Origin of the sequence: Staphylococcus gallinarum (genome assembly GCF_029774255.1) — a bacterium.
GTDB lineage: Bacteria > Bacillota > Bacilli > Staphylococcales > Staphylococcaceae > Staphylococcus > Staphylococcus gallinarum.
Map to the genome: position 1 here is coordinate 2,674,333 of NZ_CP069082.1, position 21,845 is coordinate 2,696,177.

The 21,845-nt window shown below is 34.1% G+C and carries 7 protein-coding genes; 3 read left to right on the forward strand and 4 right to left on the reverse strand.

What is annotated here, in order from left to right; all coding sequences use genetic code 11:
• Positions 1-140 precede the first annotated feature (140 nt).
• The 3 genes from JN168_RS12765 to JN168_RS12775 all read left to right on the forward strand — a co-directional run bounded on the left by JN168_RS12765 (position 141) and on the right by JN168_RS12775 (position 2,057).
• Entirely contained in the window at positions 141-518 is a 378-nt protein-coding gene (locus tag JN168_RS12765) for a VOC family protein (RefSeq protein ID WP_279525944.1), read from the forward strand.
• A gap of 157 nt (positions 519-675) precedes the next feature.
• A complete protein-coding gene (locus JN168_RS12770; protein WP_279525945.1) occupies positions 676-1,422 on the forward strand; it encodes a poly-gamma-glutamate hydrolase family protein in 747 nt (248 codons plus the stop codon).
• Between the two features lie 215 nt (positions 1,423-1,637).
• Positions 1,638-2,057, forward strand: a complete 420-nt coding sequence (locus JN168_RS12775) for a YxeA family protein (protein WP_042737617.1) — start codon at positions 1,638-1,640, stop codon at positions 2,055-2,057.
• A gap of 578 nt (positions 2,058-2,635) precedes the next feature.
• On the opposite strand, the gene rpsR is transcribed toward JN168_RS12775, so the two are convergent.
• The 4 genes from rpsR to JN168_RS12795 all read right to left on the reverse strand — a co-directional run bounded on the left by rpsR (position 2,636) and on the right by JN168_RS12795 (position 21,378).
• Positions 2,636-2,878: a 30S ribosomal protein S18 gene (gene rpsR / locus JN168_RS12780; protein WP_042737618.1), complete on the reverse strand. Its 243-nt coding sequence runs from the start codon at positions 2,876-2,878 to the stop codon at positions 2,636-2,638.
• Positions 2,879-3,165: 287 nt separating this feature from the next.
• Positions 3,166-3,861, reverse strand: coding sequence for a thioesterase II family protein (locus JN168_RS12785; protein ID WP_042737619.1), 696 nt, complete (start codon positions 3,859-3,861; stop codon positions 3,166-3,168).
• 11 nt (positions 3,862-3,872) lie between these two features.
• On the reverse strand, positions 3,873-4,505 hold the full coding sequence (locus JN168_RS12790; protein ID WP_229366828.1) for a 4'-phosphopantetheinyl transferase family protein: 633 nt from the start codon (positions 4,503-4,505) through the stop codon (positions 3,873-3,875).
• 73 nt (positions 4,506-4,578) lie between these two features.
• Positions 4,579-21,378: a non-ribosomal peptide synthetase gene (locus tag JN168_RS12795; RefSeq protein WP_279525946.1), complete on the reverse strand. Its 16,800-nt coding sequence runs from the start codon at positions 21,376-21,378 to the stop codon at positions 4,579-4,581.
• Between the last annotated feature and the right edge of the window lie 467 nt (positions 21,379-21,845).

The window sequence follows — 21,845 nt, forward strand, 5'->3', positions numbered from 1 at the left end:
TATATTTAAGTTAAACTATTTTGCTTCTTTATAAAAGTGACAATATATTAATAAATCTACCCTCATAATATTTTGTAAAACTGAACTAATTTTATATACTAATTTGTAATTACAACTATACATTTTAGGAGATGATTTATATGTTAAAAAGATTAGATGAAGTAATGATTTATGTTTACGATCATGATAAAGTGATGCAGTTTTGGACTGAACACTTGAATTTCACCGTTTCAGAAGACACAGCAGAGATGGGCATACGTGTAGTTAAATTATTACCACAAGATCAAGCAGAAACTGCTATTGTCCTCCAAGACAAGAAAAAGGTTGATGAAATGGATATGGGCGTAAGTACTGCAACCCCATCACTGATATTTGCAACCACACAATTTGATGAACTGTATCAACACTTAAATGATAATGATATTACAGTCGGCGATATTATGACTTTACCAATGGGTAGAGTGTTTAACTTTGCCGATCCAGAAGATAATTATTTTGCGGTAAAAGAAGTTAAATAATACACTTTAGGATATCTATAAACTGTATTATTCTTAAACACATACTTCTCAATATAATAATCGATTTAACCTAACTGTAAACAAATAACAATATCTTATTATAATTGTATTTGTTATAATCTTGTAATCAATCATTCTAAATCGTTTGGAGCTTTAAATGAGAAGTATTATAAAGGATTACCTATATTATGTAATCATGTTAACTATTGTAATAATCATTTGTTTAGTATTATATATACTCTATATCTGGAAACAAGACCAACCAGCAAATAACGACTATTACAAAGATTTTGCAGCACTCAAAGCAGACACGAAAGCACATAAAGACTGGGAAATTAATACTAAAACAACGAATAATAAAGACATTCTTATCACCGCAATTCACGGTGGAGGGATTGAACCAGGCACATCAGAATTAGCCAAAATCATTTCTAAAAAAGGTGATTATAATTTATATAGTTTCGAAGGTTTATTACCATCAAACAATAAGAAACTCCACATCACCTCAACAAATTTTGATGACCCTAAGTTAACGGAAATGGTGTATAAATCAAACGAAGCCATTTCTATTCATGGTATTGAAGAAGACAACAAAGCCGTTTATATTGGTGGAAAAGATAAGAAAATGGCAAAATCTATTACTAAGCACCTTGAAAAGGAAGGCTTTAATGTTAAAAAAAGTCCACGCTACGTTAATGGCGATTCAGAACATAACATTATAAATAAAAATGATAGTGGTTCTGGTGTACAAATAGAAATATCGACTAAATACAGAAAGCAATTTTTTGAAGATGGTAAGTTAAATCGTTCAACACGTGAAAACACAAGTCACTACAGACACAATATTTATGATTTTGCCGAAGCTGTAACTAAAGGTATCAAGGAACAGACAAATAAAAAATAACAACTTTATAACATGAAACATTCATTACACAAAGCACGCTTTCGCGTAAAAAGACAATTTCTATTGTAATTATATAGAAATTGTCTTTTTCATTAATAACAATACGCAGTATATTAATTACATTTTTGTAAGGTATATTGTCACATTAAATTGTAGATATCATATATACAAATCTCTAGAATATAATTATAAATCTCTCTAAGGAGGAATTATTTTTGAGATTACTCTACAAGCTCATATTACCTATCTTATTATTGTTCGTTTTCATCTTTTTAGCATTATTTGGGTGGAAACTGTATGCAGAAAATCATCAAGATAATAATAAAGTACGCGATTACGCCAAGTTTAACCCTTTAATTCACAACGAATATTATTACGTCAAAATACAACAACCAATCAAAAAAAACGTTAATTATGCAGATAATGGGCAAAAATTTATTAGCTATACTTATAAACAAATTTCAGCCAATCATCAAGGTAACACAAAAGAAATTAAGTTCAACTCATTTAATGAGCATAAATTAAAACCAAATCATTACTTAAAACTTGAAATACGTTTAGGTGATACCCAAAGTTATAAAGAAGTACAGAAACAACAAGTACCAGAGGCTGCATTAGACAAGATAGACAACTAATTGAATCAATACACGAACATAGCAGATCCGCTCTAAAAACGAGTGAGCGAATCTGCTATGTATATTTCATTTATTAACGCGAATACAACTGGTTTCTACAAAAATGATTTATCCTTAAAGATGGTCTCTTGCTTTCAAAACATACTCTTAAAATCTTTCTACTATCAAAAATCCATTTCATTAAGACAAGACAACATGATACCCTTTAAATACATTACTTAAAATGAGATAATAATTATAAAGATTTTATAAATTAGTAACGAAAATAAAGTTTCTGATTTTAATAAAAAAGACTACGAAGCAGACCCACCTCTAATTTGGGGGTTTTAACTTCAGCAAAGCACTAACTACTCAATCTAATGAATAGTTAGTGCTTTTTGTTGAAACTAGTAATTTATATTTCACAGCTAGTTCAACATCATGATCATAAGTCAATTAGCAATTTTTTATTTAATCAACCCAGAAATTCAATAGATCTAATGTTAACTTCCCAGCATAACTCTAATTTCACAAACTCTAGAAACACAAAACAACCCCGTAAGCCTATGCCTACGGGGTTTTTTCAGATACAATAACTATTATTGTTCTTCTTTAACATATGGTAATAATGCCATATGACGAGCACGTTTAATAGCTAAAGTTAACATACGTTGATATTTAGCTGAAGTGCCTGTTACACGACGTGGTAAAATTTTACCGCGTTCTGAGATAAAACGTTTTAATAATTCTGTGTCTTTATAGTCGATGTGTGTAATTCCGTTTGCTGTGAAGTAACAAACTTTTTTACGACGACGTCCGCCTCTTCTTGGTCCACCTGCCATGGTTAACTGCCTCCCTTGTTGATTATTTTTTTATAACGTTCATATGCGTTCTTTATCAATCACTCTATGGCGATTCATGTTTATACGTTTCTATTATTAAAAGATTTATAATATGTGTGAAATATTGTATTAAATCTTTACGTGTGTGTATATGTGCACCACTAATAGTATAAAATTATATGACATTTGTCAATATGTTCTAAACTATAAATACACATTTCATAGTAATATTTTCATCTTTCAACAATTCAACGCATAAAATATCACATATCACTCAATCATCACAATTAGTGATTTAAGACGAGTTTGATTTTTTCACTGAATCCATCGTATTGGTTATTGATAAAGAAATGTCCGCCATCGAAAAATTGATAATCAACTTGGCCTCTCGTTAAATCTGACCACTTGTAGATATCTTGATCACAAATCTTATCTTGTTTTCCAACAAAGACAGAAATATTTGCTTTTACTTTTTCAGCTTTAGGCTTATTATCGTAGTAATCTATTGCTAAGAAGTCATTCTTTAGAGAAGGTTTTACAAGTTCCCATAGTTCTTCGTGAGCTAATACCTCTTCTGGTGTACCGCCTTTATCTTTAATAAATTGCTTAAATTCTTCGTCAGTCATATTGGCAATATTATTGTTGCGGTCTATGCAACCTATAGGTTCACTTGCGCAGAGAATCATATGCTCAGGTCTATAACCTAGTTCATCTAATTTGTAATATAATTCATAAGCTAAAATAGTTCCTAAACTATAACCAAGTAGGATAAATGTTTCTGGCTCTTCTTTAACAATTTGATTTGCTAAATCATCAACCATGTCTTCGATGCTATCTAGTGCATCTTCAATCAGTCTTTCACCACGACCAGGTAACTCTAATGGTTTAAATTGGATGTGGCTCGGTAATTTGTCTTTCAACGGATAATATAAGGTTTTGCTTCCCCCTGCAAACGGAATACAAAATAATGTTGTCTTTGCCATATTCTCGCCCCTTAACATATACATTCTGCATTAAATGTATGTGTGATGTCTGTGAAATTTACTTTTATATCTTGATTAGCAGTTTCTAAAATTATTGATAATGCATATTGATTAAATAATAATTTATGAAAACTGGATAAACGTTGTTCTTGATTATTTACTAATTCAATCATCTTATAAGTGTGTCCTTCTGGCGTAATTGAAAAGCTATCTAACGCTTTATATATTCCAGTTCCAAGCATCTTGATATAACATTCTTTCAATGTCCACACTTCAAAAAAACGGTTCAACTGTGCTTGTTCATTGTTATCTTTCATGATGTATTGATGTTCAGCCTGCGCAAAATAATTTTTGGCAATCGTTAAGTCGATAGGTTCTACTTTTTCTATATCAATACCTACATTCATGTCACTAACGATACAAACCGAAAAACCATCCGTATGCGAAATATTTAAGTGTTTGTTATATGGCCTATACAACAAAGGTTTCCCATAATCGCCTGTTTTAAACGCAATATCGTCAATTTCATGACCAGTTGCCGCTTTAACACAAAAACACTTGAACAATTCTGAGTATTTAGCATTACGTCGTTTATTTTGATAAATTGAATCACTGGTATCTAATAAATATACAGTAACTTCCACTGTATCACTTCCACATTTTGTATTAGCAAAGCAATTGAAGCAGCAAATAAGTATTTGCTGCCTCAGTTGTTGCTTAGAAATTATTTTTTGGATGACTGATCATTTTTGAAAGTATTTCATTATCTGTCGGTTTCCACTCGAAGTTTAGTTTTTCTAAGATGTAATTTGTCTTAAAGTCTAATACTTCAAAGTGAGATTTGTTAAACATATTGTTATCTAGGATGCCTGTGTGTAATAAGAAATCATTTATTTCATCACTCTTAATACCTTGTTCAATACATTCCATTAAGAAGTCCATAAAGTCATTCCATTGAATATTTTCGATGTGATAATCATGTTGATTATAAACATTCATCAATTGCGTTAATGTAAGATGATGTGTGTTGTAAATGTGATGAATCTCATTCGTCAACTGGTTGTTTTTAATCAATGTACTACAAGCTTCAGCGGCTTGGTCTACTGGTGTGAACTCTAAGCTATCATCTGGTAAGTCTGGGAATTTTTCCAGTTTCTTGAATGATTTAATAACGCTATAGAAGGCGTTATTTTCTTCATTTTTCTGGAATAAACCAGTTCGAGAATCACACTGTAAGTTACCCAGTCTGTAAATATTTGTTTCTACGCCTTGTTTACGGCTATCGATTAATATTTTTTCAGCTTCAATTTTACCATCTAAGTACACGTTGTTTGGTTTTTGACCAATATCTACATCGTATTCAGAGAATGTTAATTGTGCCTTGTCTTCAACTTTACCTGAAGCAATTGAAATGGTAGACATATGGTGAATTTCTTTTGCTTTACCATCTTGTGCAAATTGGATAATTTGTTCAATGCCACCAACGTTGGCACCATATGATGCATCTTTTGTTGCAAAGTGATTTACATTGGCTGCAGCATTAACAATTAAATCAATTTCTTCTGACAATGCTGCATATGTTGATTCACCCATACCTAATTGAGGTGATTCGATATTACCTTCAACAATGTGAATTCTATTTGCAAATGACTCATCAATTTGAGATTCAAAATAGTAAACCCAGTTGTTATGCAATTTCGTTTCTCCAGTAATCTCTTTATTACTTCGAACCATCACATAGATATCAAAGTCAGTATCTTCTAATAAGTTGTTTAGTAAATAAATACCAAAGAACCCAGTCGCACCTGTGAGTAATACATTTTTATTAGACTTAACCGCTTCAACATCAATAACCTCATAATTTGCTGCACTATTTTCTTTATAGCTTTCAATTTCTTGAATGAAATCATTGCTGAATTGATGTGGCTGTTCTAAGTTAAACTCTTTTAACGATGCTAACTTAGTCAATAAGTTCGTGTCAGCACTATCATCTAACGCTTCGCTGATGCGCTCTATCGTCTGTAGCTCAAACAAGTCTTTAATAGAAATATTATATGTCTTAGATAACTCTGAAGTTAACTTGATTGCTTTAATTGAATCGCCACCAATTTCAAAGAAGTTATCGTACACGCCAACTTGCTCTACATTCAAGACATGCTTAACCGCTTCAACTATTGTTGCTTCAGTTGCATTTCTAGGCTCAACATAAGTCTTGCTTTCTACCTCAATTTCAGGTAATGCGCGTTTATTCAATTTACCATTTGCAGTCAACGGTAATTGCTCGATTTGCATCATATATGCAGGAACCATGTAGTCAGGTACTTTCTTCCCTAATTCAGCTTTGATATCACTGAATGAGATTTCTTGATCTGAAACTAAGTAAGCGCAAATAGATAAATCATCTCCAACCATTTGTCTAACGATTACACCTACATCTGATATACCATCAATTCTACGTAAATGACTCGCAATTTCTCCAAGCTCAATACGGTAACCACGGATCTTAACTTGTTCATCGATACGTCCAATATATTCAAGTTCACCATCTGCTCTCCATTTTGCTAAGTCACCAGAACGATATAATTTACCTTCACCAAATGGATTGTCGATAAATTGTTGTTCTGTTAAGCCTGGACGGTTTAAATAACCATGTGTAACTGCAATGCCACCGATACAAAGCTCGCCAGGAACACCAATACCCATTAGATTATTCTTCTCATTTAAAATATAAATTTGAACATTTGAGATTGGTCTACCAATCGGAATAATATCGTATGTTTCACTTGGATATAGTGGATTACACACCACTTCAATCGATGCTTCTGTTGGTCCATATAAATCTATAAGTAGAGAATTATTTGGTCTACCCAGCAAGTCATTAAATCGATTAACTTGTTCTGGTTTCAACGCTTCACCACTTGATGGAATATAGTTTATTGACGCAATATCATCCATTCTATTTGTGGACTTAATGTAATCAATAAATACCCCTAGCATTGACGGTACAAAGTGAACCATTGTAATTTCATGTTCTTGAATCATTGTTGCTAGTTTATCTGGGTTACCTTCTTCTCCAGATGGTAGCAGTACTAATTGTGCACCTACCATAGCAAATCCAAAGATTTCCCAAACAGACACATCAAATGTATAAAGTGTCTTGAATAGTACCTTGTCTTCACTATTAATGTCGAATTCTTTAATCATCCAATTAATTCGGTTCATAACACCTTCGTATGATACGATTACGCCTTTTGGATTACCTGTAGTACCAGATGTGTAAATGATATACATTAAATCATCGGCAGTGACAACACTTGGTAAATTCTCAGTTGGCAGATGTTCTAATTCAGACTTGTCAGCTAAGTTAATGATGTGACCTTCATACTCAATCTGCTCATCTAGTGTCGCATCCGTCAATAATATCTTAGGTTGGCTGTCGTTTAGCATATAGTTAATACGATCCGTTGGATTGTGAGGATCAATTGGTACATATGCGCCGCCTGCTTTTAAGATACCGTAAATACCAATCATCATCTCTAAACTACGTTGAGTCAGCATTCCAACTACCATGTTTGGTTTTACGCCTTCAGCACGTAATTTATATGCAAGTTGATTTGCTTTATCGTTCAACTCTTGGTACGTCAAACTTTCTCCTTCATAAACGATGGCAGTACGATTCGGTGTTTGTTCAACTTGTGCTTCGAAATGATCCATAAATATACGTCTATTATCTAAAGTTTCACGCGTATTATTGAACTCACCAAGGATTAACGTTCGCTCATCGGCTGTTGCCATATTAATATCGCCAATATTATGTTCTGGTTGTTGTACGACATTAGCTAATAGTTCAATGTAATGTGCCAACATACGTTCAACTGTTTGATGTTCGAAAAGTTCCGCACCGTATTCAATAGAAACCTTATAATCGCCATCATCTTCAATCATCATGTTTAAGTCGAACTTAGCGTTGATATTTGTTGCTTCTTTCGGTTCAACAATCCAATCTTCGATATCTAGACTTTCTTTTTCATTATTTTGCAGTGTGAATAACACATCAAATAATGGATTTCTTGTTAGATCACGTTTTTCTACGATTTCGTCGACTAATTCTTCCAATGGATATTCTTGATGGTCATATGCCTTCAATGAAACATCTTTCACTTCATTTAACAATTGTTTAAATGATTTATTACTTTCAGGATATGCTCGCATTGGTAATGTATTTACAAACATGCCGACGATATTTTCAGTATCTTGGTGTGTACGACCAGCAATTGAACTGCCGACAACAACATCTTCTTGTCTGCTGTATTTATGCAATAACACCATAAATGAAGACAATAGAATCATGAAGTCTGTACAACCTGTTTTTTGTGTTAGACGATTGATTGCATGTCTAGTTTCTGCTGGTATTTGTGCACTTACTGTCTTACCAGTAAAGCTTTGTGATTTCGGTCTTGTGAAATCATACGGTAAGTCTAATACAGGTGCCTCTTCTTTAAATTGTGATAACCAGAACTCACGTTGTTCACTTAAATCACGTGTACTCATCCATTCGCTATAGTCTTTATATTGTACTTTCAACTCTTCTAATGTTTGATCGTGATATAAAGCCGTAAATTCTTTAATGATTAAATTAATTGAAAAACCATCTGAAATAACATGGTGAATATCAAATAATAATACATAACGTGACTCTGCTACTTTGACAATTTTAACTTTTAGCAATGGCGCTTGGCTTAAATCAAATGGTTGTACGAAATCATCTAATAATGTTTCGTAATGATCTGTACTAATTTCAGCATATTCTACATTGATTTCAGCTGAATCGTTAATCACTTGAACAGGTTCACCATCGATTGTTTCGAAGTGAGTACGCAATGTTTCATGACGTTCTATTAATGTTTGGAATACATTTTGCACACGTTCAGGATCAACTTCACCTTGAATTTCTAACATACTTGGCATATTATATGCGGTTTGACCTTTCACCATTTCATTAAGGACATAAAGTCGTTTTTGTGGTGATGAAGTTGTATAGTATGGCTGTTCTGCTGCTACTGGAATATGTTGTGCCGTTGTTTCATTCGCATGTTCATCAACAACTTTAGCTAGTTGAGCTATTGTTGGATTTTCAAACATAGCCTTCAATGGTAAACGCACACCGTTTGTAGCTTCAATCTTATTAATAATACCAATCGCTTTTAATGAATGACCACCAATTTCAAAGAAATTATCGTGAATACTTACTTGATCGATATTAAGATTAGCTTCATATATAGCTGCTAGCATTGCTTCTGTATCATTCGTAGGTGCTACGTATGCTTTACTTTCCACTTTGATTTCAGGTAATTTTTTCTTATCTAATTTACCGTTTGAAGTCACAGGTAACTGATCAATCTGCATCATATATGACGGTACCATATAGTCTGGTAATTTTTGACTTAATATAGCTTTTACATCATCATTATCGACTGCTTTATCAGATACGAGATATGCACAAATTGCTAACTCTTCTCCTGCCATTGGTTTAGCAACGACTGCTACATCTGAAATGTAATCAATTTGTCCTAGTAAGCTTTCAATTTCACCTAACTCAATACGGTAACCTCTAATCTTAACTTGCTCATCAATACGACCAAGATATTCTACGTTACCATTCGCACTCCATTTAGCTAAGTCGCCTGTACGGTATAACTTTCCTTCGCCGAATGGATTGTCGATAAATTTCTCTGCTGTTAAATCTGGTCTGTTGAGGTAACCTTTTGTCACACCAACACCGCCGATACAGAGTTCTCCAGGAACGCCAATACCCATTAGATTATTATCTTCATTCATGATATAAGCTTGAATATTAGCAATTGGTTTACCAATAGGAATCGTGTCATATGTTTGATCTGCAGTACATGGATAATAGATTACTTCAATAGAAGCTTCTGTTGGTCCATATAAGTCAATCAACAATGAATCATTTTGCTTACCAATGATTGCATTAAATTGATTTACTTGTTCTGGTTTCAATGCTTCTCCACTTGCCAATACATAATTAACTGTCGCAATGTTCTCTACTTTGTTAGTTGATTTTATAAAATCAATAAACACACCTAACATAGATGGCACAAAGTGTACCATTGAGATTTGATGTTGTTCTAATAGATCAGTAATTTTTTCTGGATTACTCTCTTCTCCAGATGGTAATAGCACGGCTTGACCGCCTATCATAGCGAATCCAAAGATTTCCCATACCGACACATCAAATGTAAATGGTGTCTTGAACAGAATCGTATCTTCACTACTAATATGATATTTATCAATCATCCAGTTCAGACGATTCATGACACCTTTATAAGGTACCATTACACCTTTAGGCTTACCTGTTGTACCTGATGTATAGATAATGTACATCAAGTTATCAACTGTAGTTACAGGTTCTAAATTGTCTGTTGCTTGTGTTGCAATCATCGTGTCTTCAGTCAAATCAACAACTTTATTATCAAATTCAATTGATTCATCTAATGCTTGATCTGTCAGCAGTACACTTGGTTGACTATCACCTAAGATATAGTTAATACGATCACTTGGATAATTAGGGTCAATCGGTACATAGGCACCACCCGCTTTTAAGATACCGTATATACCAATCATCATTTCTAAACTACGATTTGTCAGTAAACCGACTGGCGCATCAGGCACAATGCCTTCCACACGTAAATAATTAGCTAATTGATTTGCCTTCGCATTGAGTGCTTGATAAGTCAAGCTAACCCCTTCATATGTGATGGCTGTCTGTTTTGGTGTTTTAGCGACTTGTGCCTCAAATCTTTCTAAAAACGTTTTTGTATTATTTAATGGGACATCGGTATTATTGAATTCATTAAATATAATATCTTGTTCTTGTTGTGTAATCATTTCTAGATGACTGATGTTTTGTTCAGGTTGTTGTACGCTGTGCTCTAAGATTTCAACATAATGTGCCAACATACGTTCAACCGTGTCACGATCGAAGAGTTCTTGCGCGAATTCAAGAGCAATGCTATAACCATTATCATCAAATATTGTCATGCTCAAATCAAATTTAGCATTAGTCGTTGATGGTTCTTTGTGTTCTACTGACCAGTCATCAATTTGCAAGCTTTCTTTTTCATTATTTTGTAACGTGAATAGCACATCGAACAATGGATTACGTGTTAAATCACGTGTCTCAACAATTTCATCTACAAGTTCTTCTAATGGATATTCTTGATTATCAAATGCTTGTAATGATGTTGCTTTCACTTCTTCAAGCAATTGTTTAAATGATTTGTCACGCTCTGGGTAGGCACGCATTGCTAACGTGTTAACAAACATACCTAACATTTGCTCTGTTTCTTTATGTGTACGACCAGAGATCGGACTACCTACAACGATATCTTCTTGTCTACTATATTTATGCAATAGCACCATAAATGATGATAACAAGATCATATAATCCGTTGCACCGGTATCTTGCGCTAATTGTTGAATTGCATTTCTTGTTGCTTCAGAAATAGATACATTAACTGATTCACCTGTGTAACTTTGATGGTTTGTACGTGAATAATCATAAGGTAAATCAAGTACTGGTGCTTCATCTTTAAACTGAGACAACCAGAATTCACGTTGTTCATTTAAGTCACGTGTATGCATCCATTCACTGTAATCTTTATATTGTACATTTAATGGTTCTAAAGTTTGATTATGATACAACTCTGTAAATTCTTTAATAATAAGATTAATAGAGAATCCATCAGAGATAATATGATGCATATCAAATAAAAGTACATAACGTTGTTCTGCACATTTAACCACTTTCACTCTTAATAAAGGTGCTTGTTCTAAGTTAAATGGTCTGATGAACGCATTTAATAATGGTTCATAATCTTCTGTATAAGCAACCTCATATTCTACATTTATTTGAACTTTATCTTCGACAATTTGTACCGGTTCACCTTCAACTGTATCAAAGTGTGTACGTAATGCTTCATGACGGTTCACTAATTTTTGGAATGCATTTTGAACACGTTCAACATCAACAGTCCCTCTAATTTCTAACATACTTGGCATATTATAAGATGTTTGACCGTCCATCATTTCATTCAATACGTATAGACGTTTTTGTGGTGATGATGCTAGATAATGTGTCTTAGTTTCAGCCAATGGTATCTCTTGAGTTGATGATGCAGTCGCTTCATTTTCGATAGCTCTAGCTAATTGTGCCACTGTCGAATTTTCAAAAATCGTCTTCAACGGTACACGTACAGATAATTGGCTTTCTAGTTCGTTAATAACACTAATTGCTCTTAGTGAATGTCCGCCTATTTCAAAGAAGTTATCTGTTGCACCTACGCGTTCAATATTTAACACGTTGCCAAAGATTGTCGCAATTGTCTCTTCCATTTCATCACGTGGTTCAACATAGGCTTTTGCCTCTAATTCAATATCTGGAAGTCCTTTTTTATCTAATTTACCGTTAGCTGTAACTGGCAATTGTTCAATTTGCGTCATATATGTTGGAATCATATACTCAGGTAATTTCTTAGATAGGACCGCTCTTACTACGTCAAAATCTATCGTACGATCTGAAACAAGATATGCAGCGATCATTGCTTCGTCACTACCTTGTGGTGCTTTAGTGACTACAGCAGCTTCAGATACTGCATCGATTTGAGCAATCAAACTTTCAATTTCACCTAATTCAATACGGTAACCGCGTATCTTGACTTGTTCGTCAATTCTACCAAGATATTCTAATTGTCCATCTTTTCTCCATTTTACTAAATCGCCTGTGCGATACATTTTGCCAGAACCAAATGGATTATCAACGTACTTCTCAGCAGTTAAATCTGGTCTATTCAAGTAACCTTGTGTGACATTTGCACCACCGATACACAATTCACCAGGTACACCAATACCTAACAAGTTATTATCTTCATTTAAGACATAACCTTGTGAGTTGGCAATAGGTCTACCGATAGGAACCTCTGTATAAGTTTGACCTGCAAAGACAGGATAATATGTTACCTCAACAGTTGTTTCAGTAGGTCCATATAAGTTGTATAGCAATGTTTGATTTGGTCCACCTAACAAATGATTAAATTGATTTACATAGTCTACTTTTAGTGTTTCACCACTTGTAAATACATGATTTAACGAAACAATATCATCTTGACGGTGTGTTGTCTTAATGAAATCTATAAAGACGCTTAACATTGATGGTACAAAGTGTGCCATCGTAATATTATACGCATCGATTACGGAAGCTATCTTCTCTGGGTTACTTTCTTCTCCTGAGCGTAGCATGATAATTTCGCCACCCATAACTGCCCAACCAAAGACTTCCCAAATAGATACATCAAAGGTAAATGGTGTTTTGAATAATATTTTATCTGTAGAACCTAATTCGAAATAATCAACCATCCAATTAAGACGATTCATTACACTACTGTATGGAACCATAACACCTTTAGGTTTACCTGTTGTACCTGATGTATAGATAATATACATTAAGTTTGTTTCATCTGTAACATGTGCCAAATTATCTGTTGGTAAGCTATCAAGGAAGGAATTATTTGTTAACTTGATAATTTCCTTTTCGTATTTTATACCATAGCTTATATTTTCATCCGTGAGCAATACACGTGGATTACTATCTTCTAAAATGAAATTCGTACGCTCATGTGGATGATTTGGATCCAACGGTACATATGCGCCACCTGCTTTTAAAATGCCATAAATACCAATCATCATTTCTAAACGACGTTGTGACATTATACCTACTAGGTCATTAGGTTTAACGCCCTCATTACGTAATTGATACGCCACTTGGTTTGCACGTTCGTTCAGTGCTTTATACGTTAATGTTTCACCTTCAAATGTAATTGCTACTTTGTCTGGTGATTGTGCCGCATGTTGTTCGAAACGTTCAACAAGTGTCACAGTGTTATCCAATGGCTGATCCGTATCATTGAATTGGTTCAAGATAAGTTCAGTTTCTGCTGTTGTTATAATGTCGATATCACTAATAAGTTGTTCTGGTTGCTGCGTTGCATTCGCAATCACTTCGATAAAGTGGTTTAACATACGTTCAACCGTATCTTTATCAAATAATTCTTCCGCATATTCTAACGAAACTTTATAGCCATCATTCTCATGAATTGTCATACTTAAATCAAATTTAGCATTAGTATAAGAGGCTTCCTTTTCTTCAACTGACCAATCTGATATTTCCAGACTATTTTTCTCATTATTTTGTAATGTGAATAGCACATCGAATAATGGATTACGTGTTAAATCACGTGTTTCAACAATTTCATCGACAAGTGCTTCTAACGGATATTCTTGATTATCAAAGGCATTTAACGATTGGTCCTTCACTTCTGATAAGAATTGTGCAAATGATTTTTCACTTTCAGGGTAAGCACGCATTGGTAAAGTATTAACAAACATACCAATCATATTTTCTGTATCTCTATGTGTACGCCCAGATATTGGACTACCTACAACGATATCTTCCTGACGGCTATATTTATGCAACAGTACCATAAATGATGATAATAACACCATGTAATCCGTACTGCCTGTTGCTTGAGTCAATTGTTGAATATGATGCTGAACAGATGTAGGCATATCTACAGTTACCGTTTTACCTGTGAAACTTTGTTGGTTGGGTCTTGAATGATCATACGGTAAATCAAGTACTGGCGCTTCATGCTCAAATTGACTTAACCAGAACTGACGCTGACTATCCAAGTCTCTTGAGCGCATCCATTCACTATAATCTTTATATTGTACATCTAATGGCTCTACCGCTTGACCATGATATAGCGCTGTAAATTCTTTGATAATCAAATTAATAGAGAAGCCATCAGAAACGATATGGTGCATATCAAACAATAAGATAAAACGTTGTTCTGATACTTTAACTATACTAACTCTAATTAACGGTGCCTTACTTAAGTCAAAAGGTTGTACAAAGTCACTTAATATACGCTCATAATCATCTGTCGTTACCTCATCGTAATCAACGACTACCGATGCAGAATCATTTATCACCTGTACAGGCTCTCCATCTTTAGTTTCAAAATGCGTTCTTAATGCTTCATGACGATCTACGATTGTTTGAAAAGCATCTTGCACACGCGCAACATCTACATTACCTTTGATTTCTAACATACTTGGCATATTGTAAGCCGTTTGACCATCTACCATTTCATTTAACACATATAAACGTTTTTGAGGTGATGAAGTCAGATAATATGGCTGCTGTTCTGCTTGCGGAATACTTTGAGTGCTCGCATCTACCGCATATTGTTCAACCGTTTTAGCTAATTGTAGAATCGTTGGACTTTCAAAAATAATTTTTAGTGGCAAACGTGTGCCAATTCGACTTTCTATTTGGTTAATAATGCCAATTGCTCTTAATGAGTGTCCACCGATTTCAAAGAAATTGTCAGTGATACTAACTTGTTTTAAATTTAAGACATCTTCATAAATTGCGACTAGCATTGTTTCCATTTCTGTCGTTGGTGCAACGTACGCCTTGCTTTCTACTTTGATTTCAGGTAATGCCTTACGATTCAACTTACCACTTTGTGTTACTGGTATATCTTCAATTTGCATCATATAGCTTGGCACCATGTAGTCTGGCAATTTATGACTCAGCTCTAATTTGATTGCCTCTAAATCAACGTTTTGTTCAGATACTACATAAGCGCAAATCGATAACTCTCCATCTAACATAGGTTTAGTAACCACTGCTACATCTAATAAATCTGTATTTTGGCGTAATACACTATCAATTTCGCCTAATTCAATACGATAACCACGTATCTTCACCTGTTCATCAATACGTCCTAAATAAGCGATGTTTCCATCAGCATTCCAACGCGTTAAATCCCCTGTGCGGTACATTTTACCTTCACCAAATGGATTGTCGACAAACTTTTCTGCTGTCAATTCAGGTCGATTCAAATAACCATTCGTTACATTAGTACCAGCAATACATAATTCACCTGCAACACCGATACCCATTAAGTGATTGTCAGCATCTAAGATATACGCTTGTGTATTAGCAATCGGTTTACCAATTGGTATAGCATCATATTGTACATCCGCTACACAATCAAAGCTTGTTACATCAATAGTAGTTTCAGTAGGACCATAGAAATTCAATAACAATGTATTATTCTTAGTCCCAATATGTTCATTAAACTGGTTAACTAGTTCTGGTTTTAATGCTTCACCACTAGCCAACACATATCTCAAGCTTGAAATTAAATGCGCTTGATCTGTCGCTTTGATAAAGTTAATAAACACACTAAACATAGACGGCACGAAATGTACCATAGTCGCTTTATTATTATGAATAAGTGACATTATTTTTTCAGGATTACCTTCTTCACCAGATGGCAATAGTGCTGCTTGTGCACCAATCATCGCGAAACCAAACACTTCCCAAACAGACACATCAAACGTAAATGGTGTCTTAAAGGAAATTGTATCTTCGCTCGTAATACCATAGGTTTCAATAATCCAATTCAAGCGGTTCATAACACTTTCTCCAGGTACAAGTACACCTTTTGGTCTACCTGTCGTACCAGATGTATAAATAACATACATTAAGTTAGAAACATCTGTATTATGTTGCAAGTTGTCTGTTGACAATGACCAAATTGATTTATCCGCTGTTAAATCAATCACCTTATGATTAAACACAATATTTTCATCTAATGGTTTGTCTGTCAGCAATACTGGCGCTGCGCTATCTTCTAAAATGTAATTAATACGATCGACAGGATAATTTGGATCAACAGGTACGTATGCACCGCCTGCTTTTAAGATACCGAATATACCAACAATCATTTCGATACGTCGATTCGTCATGACTGCTACTAATGTGTCTGCACCGACACCTTCATCACGTAATTTATACGCAACTTGGTTTACACGTTCGTTCAATGCTTGATAAGTCAAACTTTCCCCTTCAAAGGTAAGTGCCACTTTATCAGGTGCTTTGGCCACTTGCTGTTCAAAACGCTCAACAAATGTTTGCGTGTTATTATAAGGCATCTCAGTATCGTTAAAGTCATTAAGAATTAACTGCTGCTCTTGTTCGGTAATTAATTCTAATTCACTAATTTTATACTCAGGATGCATAGTAATTTCAGCTACAAGTTCCATAAAGTGTTCCAACATACGTTCAATTGTTTCAGGTTCAAATAACTCTTCAGCATATTCTAACGCTACACTATAACCATCATTGTCATAAATTGTCATACTTAAATCGAATTTAGCATTTGTAACTGACGACTCTACTTGTCTTGTAGACCAGTCATCAATTTGGAAGCTTTCGTTTTCAGTGTTTTGTAATGTAAATAACACATCAAACAATGGATTACGTGTTAAATCACGCTTTTCTACGATTTCTTCAACTAGTGATTCTAATGGATATTCTTGATTATCAAAGGCTTCTAATGATGTTGTCTTTACTTCATCTAATAACTGCGTAAATGATTTATTTCGTTCAGGGTTTGAACGCATCGCCAATGTATTAACAAACATTCCGAGCATATTTTCAGTATCTTTATGCGTACGGCCAGAAATTGGGCTACCTACAACGATGTCTTCTTGACGACTATATTTATGCAATAGCACCATAAATGAAGAAAGTAAGATCATATAATCCGTACTACCAGTCTGTTGAGATAATGACTGAATAGCACGTTTAGTTTGTTCCGGCATTTCGAGACTTATCGTCTTACCAGTAAAACTTTGTTGGTTAGGTCGCCCGTGATCGTATGGTAAATCAAGTACTGGCGCTTCTTCTTCAAATTGTGATAACCAGAACTGACGCTGATCATCCAAGTCTCTTGAACGCATCCATTCACTGTAATCTTTATATTGAATAGCTAATTCATCTAATTCACGACCTTTATATAGCGCCGTAAATTCTTTAATAATGATATTGATAGATAAGCCATCCGAAATTATGTGATGCATATCAAATAGTAATACATAACGTTTTTCATCACATTTCACTACTTTAACTCTTAGTAATGGCGCGTTAGCTAAATCAAATGGTCTAACAAAATCACTTAATAATTGATCATAATCAGACGTTGCTATTTCTTCATAACCTACTGTAATCTCACCTTGTTTATCTATGATTTGAACCGGCTCACCATCAACAGTATCAAAGTGCGTTCTCAACGCTTCGTGACGTTCAACAAGTGCTTGGAATGCGCTTTGTACACGATTAACATCTACATCACCAATAATTTCTAACATACTTGCCATATTATAAGCAGTCTGACCTTCAACCATTTCATTCAACACATATAAGCGTTTTTGAGGAGAAGATGTTAGATAATATGGTTTAGTTTCTACTTGTGGAATCGTTTGACCTGCAATTTGTGTTTCACCATTCTCAAGTAAACTAGATAATTGTGATGCCGTTGGATTGTCGAAAATAGCTTTCAAAGGTAAACGTGTAGCTGTCTTACTTTCAATTTCATTGATAACACTAATTGCTTTTAAAGAGTGACCACCAATTTGGAAGAAATTGTCAAAAACACTGACACGTTCAACATTTAGCACACTACTAAAAATGTCCACAATCGTTTGTTCCATATCATTACGTGGCGCAACATAATCTTTACTGTCCACTTTAATGTCTGGCAATGCGCGTTTGTTTAACTTTCCGCTTTGAGATACTGGTAATGATTCAACTTGCATAATATATGCAGGAACCATATATTCAGGTAACTGTTTATTCAATTGTGCTTTGATAGCTTCTATATCAATAGACTCGTCGGATACAATATAAGCGCAAATTGACAATTCTTCATCAACTACTGGCTTTGCTACAACAGCTACATCTGCAACAATATTTTGTTGACGTAGCACATTTTCAACTTCTCCGAGCTCAATACGATATCCACGGATTTTAACTTGTTCATCAATACGACCTAAATAAGTAATATTACCATCATTTTCCCATTTGGCTAAATCACCTGTACGATACATCTTACCTTTGCCAAAAGGATTGTCGACAAATTTTTCTGCTGTTAAATCAGGACGATTCAAATAACCATTTGTCACATTGGTACCAGCAATACATAATTCACCAGCGACACCTATAGCCATCAAGTTGTTACTGTCATTTAAAATGTATGCCTGCGTATTTGCTACCGGTTTACCAATTGGAATCATGTCATATTGTGTACCAACCTCACAATCAAAGCTTGTCACATCAATGGTTGCTTCAGTTGGACCATATAAATTAATAAGTAGCGTATCATTTTTCTCAGCAATCAATTCATTAAATTGATTTACCAATTCTGGTTTTAATGCTTCGCCACTTGCTAAGACATATCTCAAACTTGAAACCGACGCAGCTTGATTCGATGCTTTAATATAATTAATAAATACACTAAACATTGATGGTACAAAGTGAACCATGGTAGGTTGTGACGATGCAATAACAGATACAATTTTTTCAGGATTACCTTCTTCTCCTGATGGTAAAAGTACCGCTTGTGCACCAATCATACCAAAACCGAAGACTTCCCAAACAGACACATCAAACGTAAACGGTGTCTTAAAGAACACTTTGTCTTCATCTGTAATGTCATATTTATCAATTAACCAGTTCAATCGGTTCATGACACTTTCTCCGGGTACAAGCACACCTTTAGGTTTACCTGTCGTACCAGATGTGTAAATGACATACATTAGGTTAGAAACATCTGTATTATGCTCTAAATTTTCTGCAGACAACGCTTCAAATGTTTGTGTTTGAGTAATATCAATTACATTATTGTTATAGACTATTTCAGAACTTAACGGTTGATCAGTTAGCAACACCTTAGCTGCACTATCTTCCAAAATATAGTTAATACGTTCTGTAGGATAATTAGGATCAATTGGTACATAGGCGCCACCAGCCTTCAGAATGGCATATATCCCTATAATCATTTCAATTCTTCTATTTGACATAACTGCCACAAGAGAATCGGGCGTTACACCCTCAGCACGTAATTGGCGAGCCATTTGGTTAACTTTGCCATTCAATGCTTCATACGTTAAACTTTCTCCTTCAAATGTAACTGCAGTCTTGTTAGGATGTTGAGCAACCTGTTGCTCAAATCGTTGAACAAACGTCGTATCATTATTTAATGCTAATGATGAATCATTAAAGTCATTTAAAATCGTCTCTCTTTCTTCACCATTAACCACTTCAATATCTTTAATTTGTGACTCTGGTTGTTCGATCATATGATTTAATACGTGGAAGATTGTTTCATGTAAATGATAGATACCTTCTTCATCTAAAGCATCTATTTGGAAATCATAATCGATATCCATACCTTCACCATTACTTCTGTTACTCAAGTTAACACTAAGTGGCGAATTGTTTGTTCCATTATCTAACCATTCATCCGTATAACCCTCTTCGATAAACTCAGCGTCATATTGTGTGTTTTGGAAAGAAACAAAACAGTCTACTAGACCTTTTTTATTACCACTGTTTTCTACAATATAGTCATATGGATATTTTCTATGCTTTAATAGATTCAAGCTTTCTCTACGAATTTTTTCAAGGTAATCTTGAACGGTTTGTTCTGGATCTGTATCAACAATCATTGGTAATACACGTGAGAATATTCCAGTTGATGATTTTTCCTTCTTCGTATTCCTGTTATGTATAAGTAGTCCGACAGAATTGGTTGTAGAAAGTGTGTTCTTGTGTTTGATGATTTGCATAATTGCAGAGAACAAATTACTAATACTAACTCCATGCGCCTCACAGTATTGGAAGATACGCTTAGTTTCAGCTTCAGATAATTTCACACTTATTCTCTTACCTATAGCGCTATCTAACGTGGATTTATCAAATAAAATGTTGTCTTCGAAATTTTCTAACTTTTCTAACCAGAAGGCCTTGTCTTTATTAAAACGGTTTGTCGTTTCGTATTTATCTTCTGATTCTATTGCCTCAAAATAAGTAGCCCCAATATCTTCTTCAGATACAGATTTACCTAATAACTTTTTAATTAAATTATTTACAACAATCGTTACACCCCATGCGTCACTGATTAAATGATGTTGCAATAGGAAGATACCATAATATCCTTCAGGATACTTAAATACTACTGTCTTATATAATTTATCATCAAGATTAAAGATATTAGTGCTAGCTGTTTCTTTAATCCACTTTTCGTAACCTTCTTGATCTTGATAAAAATCAACAAATTCAAAATCTTCGTGTTCATAGTCTACTACATATTGTTTGTAAACACCGTCTTCTTTCGTAATTCTAATACGCAACGTATCATGTTGCTTCACTATCTCGTTGAAGGCTTCATTAATCTCATCATATGATACGTCATTTTTCATATGTACTACACCAGCGATGTTACTAATACTTGTATTCTCATAATATTGTTCAATCTGTAATATTTCTTTTTGTGCATAAGATAATAATTTTGTTTCAGTCAATGCAGCGAACCTCCTATCAATCTACAGTAAAAAAATATAATAATATTATTCTATTTTATAACCAATCGTATAATATTTATTATAAGTTACAGTTACATAAATTAATTCCCATTTATACTCTTTCTAAACATTTTAAAGTTTATTTTTGTAATATTTTTATAGAGCAATTTTGTGCTTAAAATTTAAATACAAAAATATTTTATTAATATTTTACTTTTAATGTATCAAGGGCTTTTGTATAAGGTGAAACTTTATATAATTTTTATAGGAGTTCTATCAAATGATAATGACCGATTTATGATAGTGGTTAGAGTGCGTAAGGCATCGCAGTCCACTTGGCGATATAAAATTGCATAAAAAAATACACCCTCATCTCTGAAGGTGTACTTCTTTATTGCATTATTATTCACACATTTCACACACACATATTTAATGCAATTCACACATATTATGATTAATCTTTAAAT